The organism is Stagnihabitans sp., from assembly GCF_964946895.1.
Genome location: NZ_CBBQHX010000057.1, coordinates 1 through 18,923, shown reverse-complemented (window position 1 = coordinate 18,923; position 18,923 = coordinate 1). Strand labels below are relative to the sequence as shown.

At 64.9% G+C, this 18,923-nt stretch carries 19 protein-coding genes; 7 read left to right on the top strand and 12 right to left on the bottom strand.

Going from position 1 to position 18,923, the window contains the following annotated elements:
• The 3 genes from AC1Y2B_RS21630 to AC1Y2B_RS21620 all read right to left on the bottom strand — a co-directional run.
• On the bottom strand, window positions 1-149 hold a 149-nt coding region (locus AC1Y2B_RS21630), incomplete at its 3' end, for a GTP-binding protein (RefSeq protein WP_482255116.1).
• Between the two features lie 101 nt (window positions 150-250).
• Window positions 251-877: a hypothetical protein gene (locus tag AC1Y2B_RS21625; RefSeq protein ID WP_482255206.1), complete on the bottom strand. Its 627-nt coding sequence runs from the start codon at window positions 875-877 to the stop codon at window positions 251-253.
• A 348-nt stretch (window positions 878-1,225) separates the two neighbouring features.
• Window positions 1,226-2,095: a calcium-binding protein gene (locus tag AC1Y2B_RS21620; RefSeq protein ID WP_482255205.1), complete on the bottom strand. Its 870-nt coding sequence runs from the start codon at window positions 2,093-2,095 to the stop codon at window positions 1,226-1,228.
• A gap of 215 nt (window positions 2,096-2,310) precedes the next feature.
• Here AC1Y2B_RS21620 and AC1Y2B_RS21615 point away from each other — a divergent pair, with 215 nt between their 5' ends.
• Entirely contained in the window at window positions 2,311-2,742 is a 432-nt protein-coding gene (locus tag AC1Y2B_RS21615; protein WP_482255204.1) for a hypothetical protein, read from the top strand.
• Window positions 2,743-2,823: 81 nt separating this feature from the next.
• On the opposite strand, the gene parC is transcribed toward AC1Y2B_RS21615, so the two are convergent.
• Window positions 2,824-5,136, bottom strand: a complete 2,313-nt coding sequence (parC, locus tag AC1Y2B_RS21610) for a DNA topoisomerase IV subunit A (protein WP_482255203.1) — start codon at window positions 5,134-5,136, stop codon at window positions 2,824-2,826.
• Between the two features lie 130 nt (window positions 5,137-5,266).
• On the opposite strand from parC, the gene AC1Y2B_RS21605 reads away from it, so the two are divergent.
• Window positions 5,267-5,695: an SH3 domain-containing protein gene (locus AC1Y2B_RS21605; RefSeq protein WP_482255202.1), complete on the top strand. Its 429-nt coding sequence runs from the start codon at window positions 5,267-5,269 to the stop codon at window positions 5,693-5,695.
• Between the two features lie 54 nt (window positions 5,696-5,749).
• Window positions 5,750-6,571 carry an SDR family NAD(P)-dependent oxidoreductase gene (locus AC1Y2B_RS21600; protein WP_482255201.1) on the top strand — a complete coding sequence of 274 codons (822 nt, stop codon included), beginning with the start codon at window positions 5,750-5,752 and terminating at the stop codon, window positions 6,569-6,571.
• 27 nt (window positions 6,572-6,598) lie between these two features.
• On the opposite strand, the gene pcaF is transcribed toward AC1Y2B_RS21600, so the two are convergent.
• Genes pcaF through AC1Y2B_RS21585 form a run of 3 tightly spaced genes read right to left on the bottom strand, consistent with a single transcriptional unit; the run spans window position 6,599 to window position 9,183 of the window.
• Window positions 6,599-7,795, bottom strand: a complete 1,197-nt coding sequence (gene pcaF / locus AC1Y2B_RS21595) for a 3-oxoadipyl-CoA thiolase (protein ID WP_482255200.1) — start codon at window positions 7,793-7,795, stop codon at window positions 6,599-6,601.
• Entirely contained in the window at window positions 7,796-8,464 is a 669-nt protein-coding gene (locus AC1Y2B_RS21590) for a CoA transferase subunit B (protein ID WP_482255199.1), read from the bottom strand. It abuts the gene before it with no gap.
• A complete protein-coding gene (locus tag AC1Y2B_RS21585) occupies window positions 8,461-9,183 on the bottom strand; it encodes a 3-oxoacid CoA-transferase subunit A (protein WP_482255198.1) in 723 nt (240 codons plus the stop codon). The genes AC1Y2B_RS21590 and AC1Y2B_RS21585 overlap by 4 nt, the downstream gene beginning before the upstream one ends.
• A 100-nt stretch (window positions 9,184-9,283) precedes the next feature.
• Here AC1Y2B_RS21585 and AC1Y2B_RS21580 point away from each other — a divergent pair, with 100 nt between their 5' ends.
• Window positions 9,284-10,042, top strand: a complete 759-nt coding sequence (locus tag AC1Y2B_RS21580) for an IclR family transcriptional regulator domain-containing protein (protein ID WP_482255197.1) — start codon at window positions 9,284-9,286, stop codon at window positions 10,040-10,042.
• 284 nt (window positions 10,043-10,326) lie between these two features.
• Here the strand turns inward: AC1Y2B_RS21580 and AC1Y2B_RS21575 are convergent, their stop codons facing one another.
• From AC1Y2B_RS21575 to AC1Y2B_RS21555, 5 genes are all read right to left on the bottom strand, one after another.
• The gene (locus AC1Y2B_RS21575; protein WP_482255196.1) at window positions 10,327-10,854 is read right to left on the bottom strand and encodes a YdcF family protein; all 528 of its coding nucleotides are present in this window, start codon (window positions 10,852-10,854) and stop codon (window positions 10,327-10,329) included.
• A 1-nt stretch (window position 10,855) separates the two neighbouring features.
• Window positions 10,856-11,242: a hypothetical protein gene (locus tag AC1Y2B_RS21570; protein WP_482255195.1), complete on the bottom strand. Its 387-nt coding sequence runs from the start codon at window positions 11,240-11,242 to the stop codon at window positions 10,856-10,858.
• A 198-nt stretch (window positions 11,243-11,440) separates the two neighbouring features.
• Window positions 11,441-12,295 carry an MBL fold metallo-hydrolase gene (locus AC1Y2B_RS21565; RefSeq protein ID WP_482255194.1) on the bottom strand — a complete coding sequence of 285 codons (855 nt, stop codon included), beginning with the start codon at window positions 12,293-12,295 and terminating at the stop codon, window positions 11,441-11,443.
• Complete coding sequence (locus tag AC1Y2B_RS21560) at window positions 12,292-13,644, bottom strand: aminotransferase class III-fold pyridoxal phosphate-dependent enzyme (protein WP_482255193.1); 1,353 nt, start codon at window positions 13,642-13,644, stop codon at window positions 12,292-12,294. Before AC1Y2B_RS21560 ends, AC1Y2B_RS21565 begins: the two co-directional genes overlap by 4 nt.
• Window positions 13,641-14,438, bottom strand: a complete 798-nt coding sequence (locus AC1Y2B_RS21555; RefSeq protein ID WP_482255192.1) for an IclR family transcriptional regulator — start codon at window positions 14,436-14,438, stop codon at window positions 13,641-13,643. The genes AC1Y2B_RS21560 and AC1Y2B_RS21555 overlap by 4 nt, the downstream gene beginning before the upstream one ends.
• 212 nt (window positions 14,439-14,650) lie before the next feature.
• Here AC1Y2B_RS21555 and AC1Y2B_RS21550 point away from each other — a divergent pair, with 212 nt between their 5' ends.
• Genes AC1Y2B_RS21550 through AC1Y2B_RS21540 form a run of 3 tightly spaced genes read left to right on the top strand, consistent with a single transcriptional unit; the run spans window position 14,651 to window position 18,890 of the window.
• Window positions 14,651-16,072 (top strand): APC family permease, encoded by a 1,422-nt coding sequence (locus AC1Y2B_RS21550; RefSeq protein ID WP_482255191.1) that lies wholly within the window; start codon window positions 14,651-14,653, stop codon window positions 16,070-16,072.
• A 44-nt stretch (window positions 16,073-16,116) separates the two neighbouring features.
• Entirely contained in the window at window positions 16,117-17,598 is a 1,482-nt protein-coding gene (locus AC1Y2B_RS21545; RefSeq protein ID WP_482255190.1) for an aldehyde dehydrogenase family protein, read from the top strand.
• The gene (locus AC1Y2B_RS21540; RefSeq protein WP_482255189.1) at window positions 17,595-18,890 is read left to right on the top strand and encodes an aspartate aminotransferase family protein; all 1,296 of its coding nucleotides are present in this window, start codon (window positions 17,595-17,597) and stop codon (window positions 18,888-18,890) included. The genes AC1Y2B_RS21545 and AC1Y2B_RS21540 overlap by 4 nt, the downstream gene beginning before the upstream one ends.
• Window positions 18,891-18,923: the final 33 nt, after the last annotated feature.

Sequence of the window (18,923 nt, the reverse complement as noted above, 5' to 3'; positions counted from 1 at the left end):
TCCGGCGCGCCGTCGATCTGGTCGTAGGCGCGGAATTCACCGAAATACTTCGTGATCGCAGCCGTCAAGGTCGTCTTGCCGTGGTCAACGTGGCCAATCGTGCCGATGTTGACGTGCGGTTTGTTCCGTTCAAACTTTGCCTTACCCATCTGGGTCACCCTCGGTTCTTTGGGGGCCGCGGGTGGCCCCGATTCACACGCGCGGGGACTTAAGCCGGACGCGCGCGGAAATCAAGCTCCGTTGGCAGGGATCAGGGCGTGACCTTGAGCGGATCTGCCGGTTTCGGCACGGGCTTGGCCGCGTTGATATGGGTCGGGCTTGGCACGACAATCGGTGGCAGGCCCAGCCATTCGGGATGTTCCAGCATGTAATCCTGCACCGCTTTGGCCGCGTTGAAGGCCAGCTTCTTCATCTGGGCGTCCTTGTTCTGCGTCCAGCCCGAGCCGATCACGCTGTCGGGCGACATTCCCTCAAGGATTGTCAGGCGTTTGCCGCCCTTGACCAGCAGTTCCTTCTTGGCATCATCCCAGACATTGACCGTGATGATCAGCGCCGAGCGCGGGCTCGCCACCAAAGGTACGCCGGGCGGGGCCAGCATGTATCCGTCGATCGAAATGCCGAAATCGAACAGCTTGTCGCCGCTGTAGCTGCCGAAGCGGTCCTGCATCGCCTGGGTCATGACGGTCTTCCATTCCTCGGGTGTGGCCTTGCGAGAGATGGCGATGGTCTGGGCCGTGTCGGGCACCACGATGTTCAGACCCATCGAGAAGTTGCCCATCGGTTTGGGCGGCTCTCCGGCGTCGTGGGCATCGCAGGCGACCAGGAACAGCAAACCAATGACAGCGGGCAGGGTGCGCAGCAGGCGGATCAGGGTCATGGTCGGGGCGGTCTCCTTGACGACGGTTGCCACCGGGATAGCGACCCTGCCTTGCCTTGGCAACGGAGCGAACGGGGTCCGGGTCAGGATCGGCGTCATATCGTCGGCAAAGTGCGGATGGGTCAGCTTTTGCAGGGTGAAAGGCGCAAGGCGGGTCAAGACCCGGATTGGACGCGATCGGGCCGGGAGCGCCTGTTTGCAGCGCCGGGGAAGGCGGGGTGGGCAGGCCCATTGGCGCTGGATGGGGATCGGGGGCAAATCCGGTGTCTTCCTTGCGTCTTTCTTCTGTCTTCCTTCCGTCTCTACGCGCGCAGCGATAAACCGCCGTTCCCCATGCCGCAGGCGCCCTCAGACGACGAGGAAGTCTGTTGCGTCGATGGTGATGCCGGCCAGCACCTTGATCACCTCGACCGCATGTCCGGGACCGCTGCCATCGGCGTCATAGGAAATCCAGCCCGTCGCGTGATCATAAAGGATCACGGTGTCGGCCGTGGTGGCGGTGCTGTTGAAATGGATGGGGTCCAGCGGGCCGGGGCCGCCGATGCCGGCAATGGTGGTGGAATGCAGCACGATATGATCGAGACCATGGGTGAAATCGGTAATGCGGTCCGGGCCAGTCGGGTCGGTCAGGGTCACGAACTCGAACTTGTCGGCACCGGCCCCGCCGGTCAGACTGTCGGCACCAAGACCGCCGATCAACGTGTCATTCCCGGCACCGCCAAACAGCGCGTCATTGCCAAGGCCGCCGTCCAGCTTATCCCTGCCGCCACCGCCATAGACATGGTCATTTCCGGCCCCGGCCTTGATCGTGTCATTGCCCTGTGCGCCGAAGATGTTGTCGGCGCCGCGCGTGATATAAGCCAGAAGCGTCCCCCAACGCTGCGCGAAGACCAGATCGAAGAAATGCGCCGCATCCGCGTTGAGGCTGGAGACGGTGATGTCCGTCGCCAAACCGCCCGCCACGGGATGCGAGACAAGGCCGGTCAGATGGCCCGCCGTGACATCCGTCAAATGCGTGCCGTTCATCACCGGCACGATGCCGGTGCCCAAGACGTCGCCCTGCCACGAGCCGTTGGCATTTGACCCCGACCAGCGCAGATCACTCGGCGTGTGCAGCGTGATCGGGCTGTCCAGAACGGTGGAGAAGATGTTGGCCGTGGTCAGGTCAAAGCCATTGCCGGGCCCGGGCTGCTGTGTGGTGTAAACAATCTTTGCCATCATACGCTCCTGAAATAATGCGCCATGGAAGGCGGGGGATGGCAGCAAGTCAAATCAAATCATCCGGGCCACCCGGCAAACCGCAGGATGGCGGCGCGGCCGCCTGCGAAAGACCACCCGCGACGTGGTGTCTGGCGGCGGCGGCACGGCGAGATCAGGGTTGACCGGCAGCCATTCGGGGGCAAGACTGGGGGCTTGATGACGAAAGGATTGCCATGCGCCGCGTTCTTGTTCCCGTCCTTTTCCTCTTTGCCCCCTTGGCCCATGCTCAGGAGGTGACCATCAAGGTTCACTTTGACGCGGCCTCGCTGAAGACGCTGACGAAGGCGGGGGAACGGGTCATCCTGTCGGGGTATTTCTACGGCGAGCCCGGGCCCAAGGCGACGATGCAGCCCGATGAGAGCGACCAGATCTATCTGAGCGGCGAGGAGTACACGATCTGGCCCGTGGATCAGACGGTGACCTTTGGCCAGACCTTGATCAAGGCACCAGTGGATCAGGTGGTGGAACCGTTCCTGAACGTCAACATCTACTCGGCCCGTTTCACAAGTCAGGACAATCTGCTGGATTGCGATATCGTGGACGACAGCGTGAAGGTGCTGGCCAAGACCGAGCATGTGCTGAACTGCAAACTGATCGGCGGCTGACGGCGCGGTCCCGCGCCGTTCCGGGGCGCTACGGCGCAGGCAGATTTGTCGCGCGACCGGTCTGCCGCAGAGAAAGGGCGCTCAGTTGAACCGGTTGTCGCGCGGGAAGCCGCGCGGGGCCATCGAGCCTGCGCCGGCCCGGTTGCCTTGCCACATCAGCAGGTCGGTTTCGGTGCGGGTGCGGCCGGCAGGGTCCTTCCACGACAGGCCCTGCGTCAGGGTGAAGGTCGTGGCGTCCGAAAGACCGCCGTCCTTGTATTTCTGCAGGCGCACGCCTTTGCCCTTGGTCATCTCTGGCACCTGAACCAGCGGGAAGATCAGGACCTTGCGGTTCTCGCCCACCACGGCCACATGATCGCCCTGTACGCGGCGGCAAACGGCGGTCTTGGCACCCTCGGCCAGCGTCAGGACCTGCTTGCCGGCCTTGGTCTGGGCCAGCACCTCGTCCGAGTTGACCACGAAGCCATCGCCCGCGCTGGAGGCCAGCAGCAGTTTTTCACCCGGACGGAAGATCATCAGGTCCATGATGGCGGTGTCGTTGGGCAGATCAACCATCAGGCGCACCGGTTCGCCCATCCCACGGCCACCGGGCAAATTGACGCCAAGCAAGGTATAAAAGCGGCCATTGGCGGCGATGATCAGGATCTTGTCGGTGGTTTCGGCATGGAAGGCAAAGCGGGCGCCATCACCGTCCTTGAACTTCTGTTCGACGGTCAGGTCAACATGGCCTTTCAGCGCCCGGATCCAGCCCATCTGGGAACAGATCACCGTGATCGGTTCGCGTTCGATCATGGATTCGGCGGTGACCTCGACGGTTTCCCCGGCGACGGCAAACGTGGTGCGACGGGCGCCGAGTTTGGTTTCCTTGCCGAAGGCCTTGCGGACCTCTTCCAGCTCGGCGCCGATGCGCTGCCATTGCGCCTGATCGGAAGCCAAAAGCGCGGCAAGGTCAGCACGTTCCTTCACCAAGGCGTCACGCTCGGCAATCAGTTCCATCTCTTCCAGACGCCGCAAGGAGCGCAGGCGCATGTTGAGGATGGCCTCGGCCTGCACTTCGTTCAACTGGCCCTTGCCCTCGGCGGGCGGGACATAGTCTTTTTCCGAATTGGCGCGCTTGTGCTTCTTTGACCAATTCTCGGCCATCAACGCCCGCTTGGGGTCGTCATCGTAACGGATGATGTCGATGACGCGGTCGAGGTTCAGGAAGGTGATCAGGAAGCCTTCGAGAATTTCCAAGCGCGCGTCGATCTTGTCGACCCGGTGCTGGCTGCGGCGCTTCAGGACATCGCGGCGGTGGTCGAGGAAAGCGCGCAGGACCTCTTTCAAGGAACAGACCTTCGGCACCTTGCCGTCGATCAGCACGTTCATGTTGAGGCTGAAGCGGCTTTCCAGTTCCGAGTTGCGGAACAGGGCGGCCATCAGCTGATCAGGTTCAACCGTGCGAGAACGGGGTTCCAGAATGATGCGGATGTCATCGGCGGATTCGTCGCGGACATCGGCCAGAAGGGGGACCTTTTTCAGGTTCACCAGTTCAGCGAGACGTTCGATCAGCTTGGATTTGGCGACCTGATAGGGGATTTCGGTGACGACGATCTGCCACATGCCGCGGCCGAGGTCTTCGATCTGCCAGCGGGCGCGGGTGCGGAAGCTGCCCCGTCCGGTGCGGTAGCTGTCAAGGATGGTGGCGCGGTCTTCGACGATGATGCCGCCGGTCGGGAAGTCAGGGCCGGGGATCAGGGTGACAAGCTGGTCATCGGTGGTGTCAGGGTCACGCAGCAGGGCGTGGCAGCCGAGGATCAGTTCATCAAGGTTATGCGGCGGAATGTTGGTCGCCATGCCAACGGCGATGCCGGAGGAGCCGTTCGCCAGCAGGTTCGGGAAGGCGGCGGGCATCACCACCGGCTCTTCCAGCGTGCCGTCGTAGTTCGGGCGGTAGTCGACGGCGTTTTCGGCCAGCCCCTCCATCAGGGCCTCGGCCACGGCGGTCAGGCGGGCTTCGGTGTAGCGGGCGGCGGCGGGGTTGTCGCCGTCGATGTTGCCGAAGTTGCCCTGGCCATCGACCAAGGGGTAGCGGACGTTGAAATCCTGCGCCAGACGCGCCATCGCGTCATAGATCGCGGCGTCGCCATGCGGGTGGTAGTTGCCCATCACGTCGCCGGAAATCTTGGCCGATTTGCGGAAGCCGCCGGTGGAGGACAGGCGCAGTTCCCGCATCGCATAAAGGATGCGGCGGTGGACGGGTTTCAACCCGTCGCGGGCATCTGGCAGCGCGCGGTGCATGATGGTCGAGAGGGCGTAGGTCAGATACCGCTCGCCAATCGCGCGGGCCAAGGGCTCGCTGCGCAGGATCGGCTCGGGGGCCGCGTCGGGAAGATCGTCGGGCGTATCAGACATGGCGCTTTCTGTAGTGCGGCGGGGCCAAGGGGTCCAGTGTGATTTCACGCAAGGCGGTGGGGCGGCTGTGTTAGTCTGGGGGTGCGCAGGCTGTGGTAACTTCGGACATGTCCGGGCCCTGGGTGCCATCATGATTCGACTTCTGGCTGTTTTGGCTGCCTTCTTGTTCATGTCCCTGTGGTTTCTGGGGGCGGATCACGGGCAGTTCATCCACCCGCCGCAAGCCGGGGAACTGCAACCGGCGGTGACACAACCGGTGACGCGGCCCGTCTTCATTCCGGCGCAGCCCGTGATGCAGGCGGGATTGACGCTGCGCGAGCCCCCTGCCCCACCCGCGCCTCCGCCGCCCGAACCGCAACTGGCCGGGATCAAGCTGATGCATGTGCCGGGCGGCGCCTCGGTGCGCGGGGGGCCCGGAGCAGAGTTCAGCGTGATCGGGGATCTGAGTGCCGGGGATGTGGTGATGGTGATCGACCAGACCACCGCACCGGGCTGGACACGGATCCGGGTCGACGGGCGCGGCGAGGGCTGGGTGGCCAGCACCTTGCTGCGGGAATAGCTTGGCTGGGCCGGGACTTCTGCTAAGTCTGCGCCAAAGGACAAAGGGCAGACGATGCGCACGATCTTGATCACCGGATGCTCCAGTGGCATCGGCTACGACGCGGCCCATGGCCTGAAGGCCCGGGGCTGGCGGGTATTTGCCACCTGCCGTGCGGTGGAGGACTGCGAGCGGTTGATCGGTGAGGGGTTGGAGAGCTTTCCGCTGGATTATGCCGATGAAGGCTCGATTGCCTCGGCGGTGGCGGAGGTTGAGGCGCGGGCCGGGCGGCTGGATGCCTTGTTCAACAATGGCGCCTTTGCCTGTCCTGGGCTGGTGGAGGATTTGCCGAGGGGGGCTTTGCGGGCGATCTTCGAGGTGAACCTGTTTGGCTATCACGACCTGACGCGGCGGGTGCTGCCGATGATGCGGGCCCAAGGTTCGGGTCGCATCGTGAATTGCTCCTCCGTCTTGGGGATCGTTGGGGCGGAGTGGCGCGGTGCTTATGTGGCGACCAAGTTCGCGATGGAGGGCCTGAGCGACGTGCTGCGGCTGGAGATGCGGGGCACGGGCATCGACGTGGTGCTGATCGAGCCGGGGCCGATCGGGACGAAGATCAGGGTGAACGCTCAGAAGCATTTCGAGCGGTGGTTTGATTGGCAGAATTCAGCCCGGGCGGCGGATTATGTACGGTTCCGCGAGCGGCTTTACGATACCTCGAACAAGAAGGACCGGTTTCAGCTGGAGCCTGCGGCGGTGACGAAGGCCCTGATCCATGCGGTGGAGAGCGCACGACCGCGGGCGCGATATTATGTGACGGTGCCGACCTGGCTGGCCGGGATCGCACGCCGGCTGTTGCCGACGCGTGCCCTGGATTGGGTGGTGAGGAAGGGCTAGACGGCCAAATTCCCCATCCTGTCTTGATCAGACCGCTTGCAGGGCGATGGCGATCCCCTGCCCCACGCCGATGCACATGGTCGAGAGCGAGCGCTGGCCTGAGGTCAGCTGCAGCGCCGCCGTGCCGGTGATGCGCGCGCCGGACATGCCGAGGGGGTGGCCCAAGGCGATGGCACCTCCGTTGGGGTTCACGCGGTTGTCGTCATCGGCGATGCCCAGTTGGCGGAGCGTGGCGAGGCCTTGGGAGGCGAAGGCCTCGTTCAGTTCGAAGACGGCAAAGTCGGCCGGGGTGAGATTGAGGCGCTGCATCAGTTTCTGGGAGGCCGGGGCGGGGCCGATGCCCATGATGCGCGGGGGGACACCAGCCGTGGCGCCGCCGAGGATGCGGGCGATGGGGCGGAGGTTGTATTTCGTGATCGCCTCTGCATTGGCGAGGATCAGGGCGGCGGCACCGTCATTGACGCCTGACGCGTTGCCCGCCGTAACGCTGCCGCCCTTGCGGAACGGGGTGCCGAGTTTGGCCAAGGCTTCCATGGTGGTGGCGCGGGGGTGTTCGTCCTTGTCGATGACGAGGGCGTCGCCCTTGCGCTGCGGGATGGTGACGGGGGTGATTTCGCGCGCGAAGCGGCCATTGGCTTGGGCGGCTGAGGCTTTGGCTTGGGAGCGCAGAGCGAAGGCGTCCTGATCTTCGCGGGAGATGTGGAAGTCTTCCGCGACGTTCTCGCCGGTTTCGGGCATGGAATCGACGCCGTATTGCTGCTTCATCAAGGGGTTGACGAAGCGCCAGCCGATGGTGGTGTCGTAGATCTCGGCATTGCGGGAGAAGGCGGTGTCGGCTTTCGGCATGACGAAGGGGGCGCGGGACATGGATTCAACGCCGCCGGCGATCATCAGGCTGGCCTCGCCGGATTTGATCTGGCGGGCGGCGATCAGGACGGCGTCCATGCCGGAGCCGCAGAGGCGGTTGACGGTGGTTCCGGTGACGCTGACCGGCAGGCCGGCCAGCAGGGCGGACATGCGGGCGACGTTACGGTTGTCCTCTCCGGCCTGATTGGCGCAGCCGAAGATGACGTCGTCGATGGCCTCCCAATCGACGCTTGGGTTGCGGGCGATCAGGGCGCGCAGGGGGATGGCGCCGAGGTCGTCGGCGCGGACCGAGGAGAGGGCGCCGCCGAAGCGGCCGATGGGGGTGCGGATATAGTCGCAGATGAAGACGTCGGTCATTTAAAGCTCCGGTACGGTCAGGTCTTGCACCGGGCCGTCAAGGTGAAGGGGCGCGCCGGTCTGGGCTTGCAGGTCTTCCAGCGTGAGCGAGGGCAGCTTTTCGCGCAAGACGAAGTGGCCGTCCACGATGTCGATCACGGCGAGGCTGGTGTAGATGCGGGTGACGCAGCCGACGCCGGTCAGCGGCAGGGTGCAGGCGGACAGAAGCTTGGGCTTGCCGTCCTTGGTGACGTGTTCGGTGATCACCGCGACGCGCTTGGCACCGTGGACGAGGTCCATGGCCCCACCGACTGCCGGAACACCTTTGGAGCCGACGCTCCAGTTCGCAAGGTCGCCGTTTTGCGCGACCTGGTAGGCACCGAGGATCGCCACATCCAGATGCCCGCCGCGCACCATGGCGAAGCTGTCGGCGTGGTGGAAGAAGGCAGCGCCGGGGTTGAGGGTGACGGCCTTCTTGCCGGCGTTGATCAGGTCCCAGTCTTCAGAACCGGGCGCGGGAGAAGGACCGAAGTCGAGGATGCCGTTTTCGGTATGGAATATGGCTTGACGACCGGGGGGTTGGTACTGCGCCACCATTTCGGGGAAGCCGATGCCGAGGTTGACATAGGCGCCGTCCTCGATGTCCTGCGCGGCACGCCAAGCGATCTGGGCGTTGGAAAGTTTGCTCATGGGTATACCGCTTTCGCCCGGTTGAGGACTTCTTCTTGCTGGGGATGGGGCACCTGAACCACGGCTTGCACGAAGATGCCGGGGGTGATGACGGTCTCGGGGTCGATGCTGCCGGGGGCTGCGAGCTGCGAGACCTGAACGATGGTCACCTTGGCGGCGGTGGCCATCAGCGGGTTGAAATTGCGGGCGGCGGCGCGGTAGGTCAGGTTGCCGTGGGTGTCGCCGATGTGGGCCTTGATCAGGGCGAAATCCGCCTTCAGCCAGCGTTCCTGTACATAGGGCCTGCCGTCGAATTCCTCGATCTTCTTGCCCTTGGCAAGATCAGTGCCATAGGCGGTGGGGGTGTAGAAGGCGGGGATGCCAGCACCGCCGGCGCGAATACGCTCGGCCAGGGTGCCTTGCGGGACGAGTTCCAGCTCGATCTTGCCAGCCAGGTACATCTCGGTGAAGACCACCGGATCGGCAGAACGGGGGAAAGAGCAGATCAGCTTCTTGACCATGCCCTGTTCGATCAAGGCGGCAAGGCCGACGTGGCCGTTGCCCGCGTTGTTGTTGATGACGGTCAGGTCCTTGGGATGGCCGGTGGCGACGAAGCGGTCGATCAGGGCGTGGATCAGCTCGATGGGCGCGCCAGAGCCGCCGAAGCCGCCGATCATGACCGAGGCCCCGTCGCCGATCCCGGCAACCGCCTCGGCCAAGGTGGGAATGGTCTTGTCCATGGGAGTCTCCTTTGGCGGCAGGGTTAGGCCTGCCATGGGTTTGCGTCCAGTGCGTTTGTGCGGTATATGAACTTTGTTACCATATCGCACAAAGGCAGCCATGATCAGCGAACGCGATACGATGTCCGGCCTCGCCAAGGGGCTGGCGGTGATCGAGACCTTCACGGCAGAGCGGCCCCGGCAGTCGATTGCCGAAGTTTCGGCGGCTTCGGGGCTGGACAGGGCCACGGCACGTCGCTGCCTGCTGACCTTGGCGCAACAGGGTTATGCCGACTATGACGGCAAGTTCTTCACCCTGACGCCCCGGGTCTTGCGGTTGGGGACGGCTTGCCTTGCGACCATGCCCCTGCCGCAGATGGTCCAGCCGTTTCTGGAGCGGTTGTCGGAGGCGCTGGGGGAAAGCTCCTCGGTTTCCATTCTGGATGAGGATGAGATCGTCTATGTGGCCCGCGCGGCGCAACGCAAGGTGATGTCGATTGCCTTGATGCCGGGGTCGCGCCTGCCGGCGTTTTGCACCTCGATGGGGCGGGTGTTGCTGGCGGCCTTGGCGCCGGAGGAGGCGCTGCGGCGGCTGGTGCGGCGGCCTTTGCTGGCGCGGACGGCGCGGACCGTGACCGAATCTGAGGCGGTGATGGCGCGGATTGCGCAGGTCAGGGCGCAGGGGTTTTCGGTCAATGATGAAGAGGTGGAGCTGGGCCTGCGCTCCATCGCCGTGCCGGTTTTGAACGCACGGGGGGCGGTGGTGGCGGCGCTCAATCTGGGGCTGCCGGTCAGGGGCGAAGATGCCGCCACCCTGCCTCACCGCTATTTGCCCGCCCTGCTGCAGGTGCAGGCCGAGTTGCGGCAAGTGCTGCGCTGAACGGGCGCGGCCAAGGCCCCGCGCCTGCCGCTTGCGTCATGCCGCGGACTGCGGCGACAGCAGTGGCAAGGTGATCCACGGGTTGAATGGACTTGCCCGGTCCGAACACGCCTTGCGGTCATGGGGTGGCCCCGGCATTTTCTTTGGCGTCAACAACCGGGCGGCGATGAGGCCTATGCCATGGCCTGGCGGCACCGCGCTGTCGTGCAGGGCAGCGGGACCGTTTGCATCAGGATCATTCGCCGTGCCAGATGCGGCGATTGTGTCGACGTTACGGCATGGCACTAACGGCGCAGCAGGCCGGAAACGAAGAACTTGGCCAGCGCGAATCCCTCGCGCACAATGGCTCGAACTCTGCGGCGCCGCGTGGTGCCTGCCAGGGTCGTGGGACTGGCGGTGGCGTTCAGCTTGAACCGTCGGGCCATCAGCAGGGCACGTGGCGCGTGGTAACGATCTGTCACCAGAACAACCCGGCTGGCCTCCAACGCGCGCAGGATTGGCAGGGCGAAGCGAATGTTCTCTTCGGTGCTGGTGGAACGGTCTTCAAGATGGATGCGGTCGGCGGGGACGCCAGCCGCAAGGCAAATGTCGCGGATCACCTGGGCTTCGGATGGGGCATGACGGCCAAGCCCACCGCAGGCGATGATCGCGTCAGCCGCACCGGTCAGCATCAGCTCAGCCCCCCGCAGCGCCCGGCGTTTCAGGGTGGGCGAGGCGATGCCGCCGGGCCAGACGGCCGCGCCCAGAACCAGTGCCACCACGGGGTTCAGATCGGAGGCGGTGCTGCGTGAGGTCTGGGTGAGGCTTGCCATCTCAGGCTTTCAGGTGCGACAGGGTGTCCGCCGCGCGCTTGCAGATGGGGGCGTTCGGTTCGGTACGGATGCGGGCGGAGCCGGGGCTGAAAAGTGCGGGCCCCCGGACTTTGGCCAGCATGAGGGGGCGGCGTTCACCGGCGTCGGGGACCTTTGCAAAATGGCTGCACCCGCTCAGGGCCTTGATCCGGCGCGTCAGCGAGAAGGCTGGGACAGTGTCACGCTTGGCCACGGCAGAGGCCAGCATCCAGCGCGCCTGCCCGGGCATCCGGATCGCCCAAGATGGCTGTGCGTTGACGCCGTCGCGGTTGAGCGTCGGGCTAAAGCGGCTGATCCCCACTTCACGCGTGCGCGGGGCAAGGCCGTCGTCTGGCAGGTCGTCGGTCATGGGAGAGGCGTGCCACAAGGCCTGAGCCAACTCAAGCAAACCGCGCTCGCCGGGTGCCAGCTGGGGCGGGTTGTCTTCATGGCAGGCCCGAAGGATCAAGCCGCCCCGGCCCAAGGCGAACCCCAAGCCAGGTGCCGCACCGGAAGGCAAGATGCTGGCCTCCAACACCTTCCGCCGTTGAGGCTGACCCGGCAAGGTCTAGACCGGGATCTTCAGGCCGTCCCTGCCCACGTAAAGCGTCCCACTGAAGTAGGGGGCCACCGCCTGCCGCCAATCCCGTTCGTCATAATCCGGATCATCAGACGGGATCAGGTGGTGCAGCGCCAGCGCCTTGACGCCCGCCTCGGTCGCGGTCTGGGCGGCATCACCGGCCACGGTGTGCGACCGCCGCCAATGGCGCATAAGCCGACCATCCCCGTTGCCGATGCGGGCCAGCAGGGGCACCAGCGCCTCATCCAGCATGGCCTCGTGGATCAGAAGGTCTGCCCCTTTGGCAAAGGGGGCCAGTGCGGGGTTGGGGGCGGTGTCACCGGAAAAGACCACCGTTTTGTGCGCGGTCGTGAACCGCAGCGACAGGCTTTCCAGCAGCGGCGGGTGCAGGCTTTGCAGCGTGTCCAGCGTGACAGGCCCCAGCGTCACCCGATCGCCCGCCCGCAGCGGATGCAGGGTGATCAGCGCCGCAAGGTCTGGACGCCCCTCATCCTCGATCCGGGTGGCGATGTCCTCCTCCATCGACGCGAGGAAGCCTTGCCAGTAACGCGTCAGCCCGGTTGGGCCAAAGACCTGCACCGGCGTTTGCAGACCTGCGGTCCAGGCGGTGTGCAGCAAGGGCCCCAGTTCCAGATAGTGGTCGGAATGCAGATGCGTGATGATGATGGTCGCAAGATCCTTCAGGGCAAAGCCCTGATCGGTCAGCCCCCGGGTTACGCCCAAGCCGCAGTCCACCACGATCATCTGCCCCGACAGCCTAAGCAAGGACGAGGTTGGCATCGGCGAGCCCTTTCGAATGGCGGGCCCGCCCTTGGTGCCCAGAAGGGCGACGTAATCGCTCATACTACCGACAGACCGGCATCGATGGCCGTCAGGATCGTGGAGACGTCATCTTCCGACAGGATCAGCGGCGGCGAAAGGATGATGTTGTTGCCGGATACCCGGATCATCGCGCCAGCCTTGTAGGCGGCCGCCTGCACCTTGCCGGGAACCGCCTTGTCGGCAGGCTTCTTGGAGGCGCGGTCGGCGACAAGCTCGACGGCATGCATCAGACCATGACCACCGCGTACATCGCCCACCACCTCGTGCTTGTCCTTCAGGGCCAAGAGCCCGGCATGCATCTGCGCCCCCCGGGCGGCCGCATTGTCCTTGACGTTCAGGCGTTGGGTTTCGGCCAGGCAGGCAAGGGCTGCCGCCGCCCCCACCGGATGGCCGGAATAGGTGTAGCCGTGGCCAATGGCGGCCTTGCCGGATTCGTCGCTTTCAAACACCTCTGCCACGCCTTCCGCGATCATCACCGCACCGAAGGGGAAATAGGCGTTGGTGATGGCCTTGGCCGTGCAGGCGAAATCGGGCTTCACGCCCCAAAGCCGACTGCCGGTCCAGGCTCCGGTGCGGCCGAAGGCGGTGATGACCTCATCCGCGATCAACAGGATGCCGTTCTTGCGGCAGATGGCCGCGACGCCCGGCATGAAGCTGGAATGCGGCGGGATGACACCGCCCGCGCCAAGGATCGGCTCCATGATGAAGGCGGCGATGGTGCCCGCGCCCTGGAAGGCAATCTCATCCTCCAGCGCTTGCAGGCACAGTTGGGCCAGCCGCTCGGGGTCGGTTTCGTTGAAGGGGTTGCGATAGGGATAGGGGGCGGGGATGTGGAAACAGCCGGGCAGCAGCGGTTCATAAGCCGTGCGGAAGTTGGCGTTGCCGTTCACCGAAGCGCCGCCGAAATGGGTGCCGTGGTAGCCTTTCTTCAGGGACAGGAACTTGGTGCGGGCCGGTTCGCCCTTGATCTTGTGGTACTGCCGCGACAGGCGCAGGGCGGTTTCCACGCTGTCACTGCCGCCCGAGGTGTAGAAGGCCCGCGTCAGGCCATCGGGTTCGAAGAACTTGCGCAGCTCTTCGGACAGCTCGATCACCGCGTCGTTCGAGGTGCCGCGGAAGATGGAATAATAGGGCAGACGGTCCAGCTGGGCGGCGATGGCGTCCTTGATCGGCTGGCAGGAGTAGCCGAGGTTGACGTTCCACAGGCCCCCCACGCCATCGACAACCTCGTGCCCGTCAATGTCCGTGATCCTTGTGCCCGCCCCGCCGACAATGATCGCGGGCGGGTTCTTCAGGCTGTCGGACGGCGCGGTCATCGGGTGCCACAGGCTGCGCGCGTTGTTGGCCTTGATGTAATTGTCGTCCTTCATGAATTTGCCTCTTGGGTTCTGCGCCACAGCGCGTCGAGTTCGGATGGGATCTGTCCACCCCAGGCTGCCATCGCCTCACGCGCGGCGGCAATCAGGGCGCTGAGGGTCTTGGCCGAGGATGCCGGCACCAGCCGCGTGACCGGTGCGGCCACGGCGATGGCCCCCAACACCGTGCCGCGGGCATCAAACAGCGGCAGGGCAAGGCTGGCGACGCCGGATTCGAACGTGTCAGCGGTGCGGGCCAAGCCCTCGCGCTGGACTTCTGCCATGCGGGCGCGGACTTCTGCGGTGCGCTGCGGCGTCGCAGAGGTGACCGCGATCAGGGGGTTGGACAAGATCGCTTCGGCCAACTGAGGCGCCATGAAGGCCAGGACGGCATAGCCCGAAGAGGTGGCATGGAAGGGCAGCACCTCGGCATCCTCCATCATCACCTTCATGGCGTGGGCGGCGGAATAGGCATAGGCGAGCGTGGCCAGCTTGCCGCCGACAAGGTGCGACATATGGGCCGTTTCGCCGCAGGTTTGCGCCAGACGCTGCAGGATGGGCATGGCAAGGTCGCGCAGCGGCACCGCCGCCTCGCGCAGTGCTGCCAGACGCAACACGGCAGGGCCAATCCGGTATTCGCGTGATTCGGCGATCTGCTCAGCCAGCCCATGTTCGACCAGTTCTGACATCAGCCGAAAGCAGGTGGCCTTGTTGATCCCGGTCATGCGGGCAAGGTCGGACAGGCCGATCACCGGATGGGTGCGGTCAAAATAATCGAGTAAAGACAGCGCCTTCGAGGTGGTTCCCATAAGACCTTGTTCCGGGGGCCGCAAGACAGCACGACATGGCGCCCCGCCCTTCGCCAAATCAGTTGACAGAAAGCCGGATAGCCTGTCAATCTATTTTCGAACCATCGGTTCGAATAATAAACCACTCAGCAGGCGACCAACGCTTGCAAGCCATCAAGCGACAGGAAGGGACAGAGGTATGACACGCGTCGGAATTCGTAGGGGTGCGCAGCATGGCTGACGACACCAATCAACTGCGCAAGAACTCTCTCGGGGTAGGGGCGATCACCTTTCTCGTGGTCTCGGCAGCGGCGCCGCTGACCGGGGCAGGCGGCGGAATTCCGCCCTCGATGCTGTTTGGCAATGGCGCGGGGATCGCGGGCAGCTTCCTGATCGTGACGCTGATCCTTGTGGCGTTCTCGGTGGGCTATGTGGCGATGTCGCGCCATGTGAAGAACGCCGGGGCGTTTTACGCCTTTGCGGCACAGGGCCTTGGCGGCCGCGTCGGCGGCGGTGCCGCGCTGATCGCCATCCTGTCTTACAACGCCATGCAGGTCGGCCTTCTGGGCCTGCTGGGCGCGGTCGCCTCTGGCACTTTCGGCGGCTGGGGTCTGAACCTGCCGTGGTACGCATGGAGCTTCATCGCCATCGCCATCGTAGCCGTCCTTGGCTACCGCCAGGTGGATCTGTCGGCCAAGGTGCTCATGGGGCTGGTGCTGCTGGAATTCGCCATCATCATCCTCTTGGACATCACCATCGCCGTCAAAGGCGGTGCCGCTGGCCTCAACCTGCAGCCGTTCACCTGGAGCCAGATCACCTCGGGCACCCCCTCCATCGGCATCCTGTTCTGCTTTGCCGGTTTCATCGGCTTTGAAGCCACGACGATCTATTCCGAAGAGGCCAAGAACCCCTCGGTCACCGTGCCGAAAGCCACCTATGTCTCGGTTCTGGCGATCGGCATCTTCTACACCGTCACCGCATGGCTGATGGTCATGGGGATCGGCGTTGACCAACTGATGCCGACGCTGCAGGGCATGGACCCGTCAGGCTTCCTCTTCATGCTTGGGGAGACCTATATCGGCCATGCGCTGACCACCGTGATGGGCGTCCTGTTCATGACTTCGCTCTTCGCCGCCGTCCTGGCCTTCCACAACGCCGTGGCGCGCTACAAGTTCGTCGCGGGGCGCGAGGGCATCCTGCCCGATAGCGTGGGCCAGACCCATGCCAAGCACCAAAGCCCGCATATCGGCTCGGTCATCCAGACCGTGATCGCGGTGGTCGTGGTCGGCCTGTTTGCCGCCTTGGGCCTCGACCCGGTGGTCAACCTGTTCGTCTGGCTGACGCAGATGGGCACCCTCGGCGTGCTTGGCCTGATGGCGCTGACCTCGTTCTCGGTCATCGCCTTCTTCTCCCGCGATGCTTTGGGCGAAGGGATGTGGTCCACCAAGATCTGGCCCCTGATCACCGGTCTTGTCATGGCTGCCCTGTTCGTGAAAATCTTCATGGACTTCGGCGCGCTGACCGGCTCGGAAGGCGTGCTTGCGGTGGCCCTGCCCTCGCTGGTGCCGCTGTTCGGCATCATCGGCTACCTAATGGCAGGCAACCTCGCCCGCCGCGACCCGGCGCGCTTTGCTGCGATGGGCCAAGGCCGCTGAAACTCCGCCCCTCCCTTCGGGGAGGGGCCAACCCCGAGGAACCCATGACCCAAGACCAGATCGACCGCCTTGCCGCCCTGCCCGTGCCCCCCGGTCGCCTGCTGATCGACGGCAAGTGGGAGAAGGGGGAGGACGAGCCGTTGCAAGTCAACTCCCCCATCGACGGCTCCCTGCTGACCACGGTGGAAAGCGCCAGCGCCGCCGATGTTGCCCGCGCCACCGCCGCCGCCCGGCAGGCGTTCGAGGATGGCCGCTGGTCGCGCACCTCTACGGCCCAGCGCAAGGCCGTGCTGATGAAGCTGGCCGACCTGATCGACAAGCACGCGCTGGAACTGGCGGTGCTGGGTGTCCGCGACAATGGCACCGAAATCAGCATGGCCCTGAAGGCCGAGCCCGGTTCCGCCGCGCAAACCTTCCGCTGGTATGCCGAGGCGATCGACAAGGTCTACGGCGAGATCGCCCCCACTGCACAGAACGTCCTCGCCCTGATCCACCGCGAGCCGGTTGGCGTCGTCGCCGCCATCGTGCCGTGGAACTTCCCCCTGATGATCGGCGCGTGGAAGCTGGCCCCAGCCCTGGCCGCCGGCAATTCAGTCGTGCTGAAACCGGCCGAGACCGCCTCCCTCACCCTCCTGCGCCTTGCCGAACTGGCGCTGGAAGCGGGCCTGCCGCCCGGCGTTCTCAACGTGGTCACCGGCCCCGGCCGCACCACGGGCGAGGCCCTTGGCTTGTCGATGGATGTCGATGTGCTGGTCTTCACCGGCTCCGGCATGACGGGTCGTCGCCTGCTGGAATATGCTGCCCGGTCCAACCTGAAGCGGGTCTACCTGGAACTCGGCGGCAAAAGCCCCAACATCATCTTCGCCGACGCGCCCGACCTTGCCGCCGCAGCCAAAGCCGCCGCCAACGGCATCTTCCGCAATTCCGGCCAAGTCTGCGTTGCAGGATCGCGGCTGCTGGTTGAGGCTTCTGTTGCCGACGCCTTTCTGGAGGCGTTGACGAAAGCCACCCAAGGCATGACGCTCGGCAACCCGCTGTCGCTGGCAACCCAGATCGGCGCCGTCAACTCGCCCCAGCAACTCTCCCGCAACCTCGGCTTCATTGACTCGGCCCGCGCCGAGGGCAACCACATCCTGACCGGCGGCTCCCGCGCAAGAGTAGAAACCGGCGGCTGGTACATGGAACCCACCATTATCTCCGGCGTCCGCCCCACCGACCGCCTGTTCCGCGAAGAGGTCTTCGGCCCCGTCCTGTCCGTCACCCCCTTCACCACTGAAGCCGAGGCGCTGACCCTCGCCAACGCCACCGACTACGGCCTCGCCTCTGGCGTCTGGACCGCCAACCTCTCCCGCGCGCACCGGATGGTCCGGGGCATCCGGGCCGGGGTCGTGCATGTCAACACCTATGGCGGCACCGATGGCACCGTGCCGATGGGCGGCGTGCGGCAATCCGGCAACGGCCACGACAAGTCGCTTCACGCCTTGGACAAATACACCGACCTCAAGACCGCATGGATCGCCCTGTGACGACCGCCGACCTCCTCGCCCGCCGGGCAAGGCTGCTCGGCCCCAATGTCCAGACCTTCTACGAAGACCCCGTCCATCTGGTCCGCGGCCTTGGCACCCGCGTGTGGGATGCCGATGGCCGCGAATATCTCGACTGTTACAACAACGTCCCCCATGTCGGCCACTGCCACCCCCGCGTGGTGGAGGCGATCTGCCGTCAGGCGAGCCAACTCAACACCCACACCCGCTATCTGCACGAAGGCATCCTCGACTATGCCGAGCGCCTGACCGAAACCTTCGCTGCCCCGTTGAAAACCGTCCTCTTGACCTGCAGCGGGTCCGAGGCGAACGACGTGGCCCTGCGCATGGCCGAGGCGGTGACGGGCAAGCGCGGCATCATCGCCACCGACCACACCTATCACGGCAACACCACCGCCGTGGCGCACCTGTCACGCACCAACATTCCGGCGACCGGAGACGGGAGCCACATCCGCCATGTCCCCGCACCGGACAGCTATCGCCCCCTCGGTGGCGAGGCCGGCCTGCCCCACGCGCAAGCCTTCGCTGCCAAGGTGGCCGAGGCCATCGACGACCTAAACGCCTCCGGCCACGGCTTCGCCGGCATCATCCTCTGCCCCGCCTTCCTGAACGAAGGCTTCCCGATGCTCGACAAAGGCTGGCTCACCCCCACCGCCGAGGTCGTGCGCAAAGCCGGCGGCCTGTTCATCGCCGACGAGGTGCAACCCGGCTTCGCCCGAAATGGCGAGGCTTTCTGGGGCCACCAGCGCATCGGTGTGACTCCGGATATCGTCACCATGGGCAAGCCAATGGGCAACGGCCACCCCATCGCCGGCGTCGTCACCTCGATAGAGATCATGACCGCCTTCCGCCAAGGCTTCCGCTATTTCAACACCTTCGGCGGCAATCCGGTATCCTGCGCCGCAGCGATGGCCGTGCTGGACGTGCTCCGCGACGAGGCCCTGCAGGAAAACGCCCGCACCGTCGGCGGCTATGCCAAAGAGGGTCTCGCCAAGCTGGCCCTGCGCCATGAATGCATCGGCGATATCCGCGGCTATGGCCTGTTCTTCGGGGCCGAGATGGTCACCGACCGTGTGACAAAGACCCCGGCCCTCAAATTCACCACCCGCATCGCCAATGAAATGCGCCAGCGCGGCATCCTGATGAACAAGCTGGGCATCCACTACAACACGCTGAAGATCCGCCCGCCGATGCCCTTCTCCATCGCCGATGCCGACCAGATGCTGCACACGCTGGACGCCATCCTGACCGACCTCGGCCCTGCAATTGACTGATACCGTGGCGACAGCCTTGGCGCTCTGGGGCCT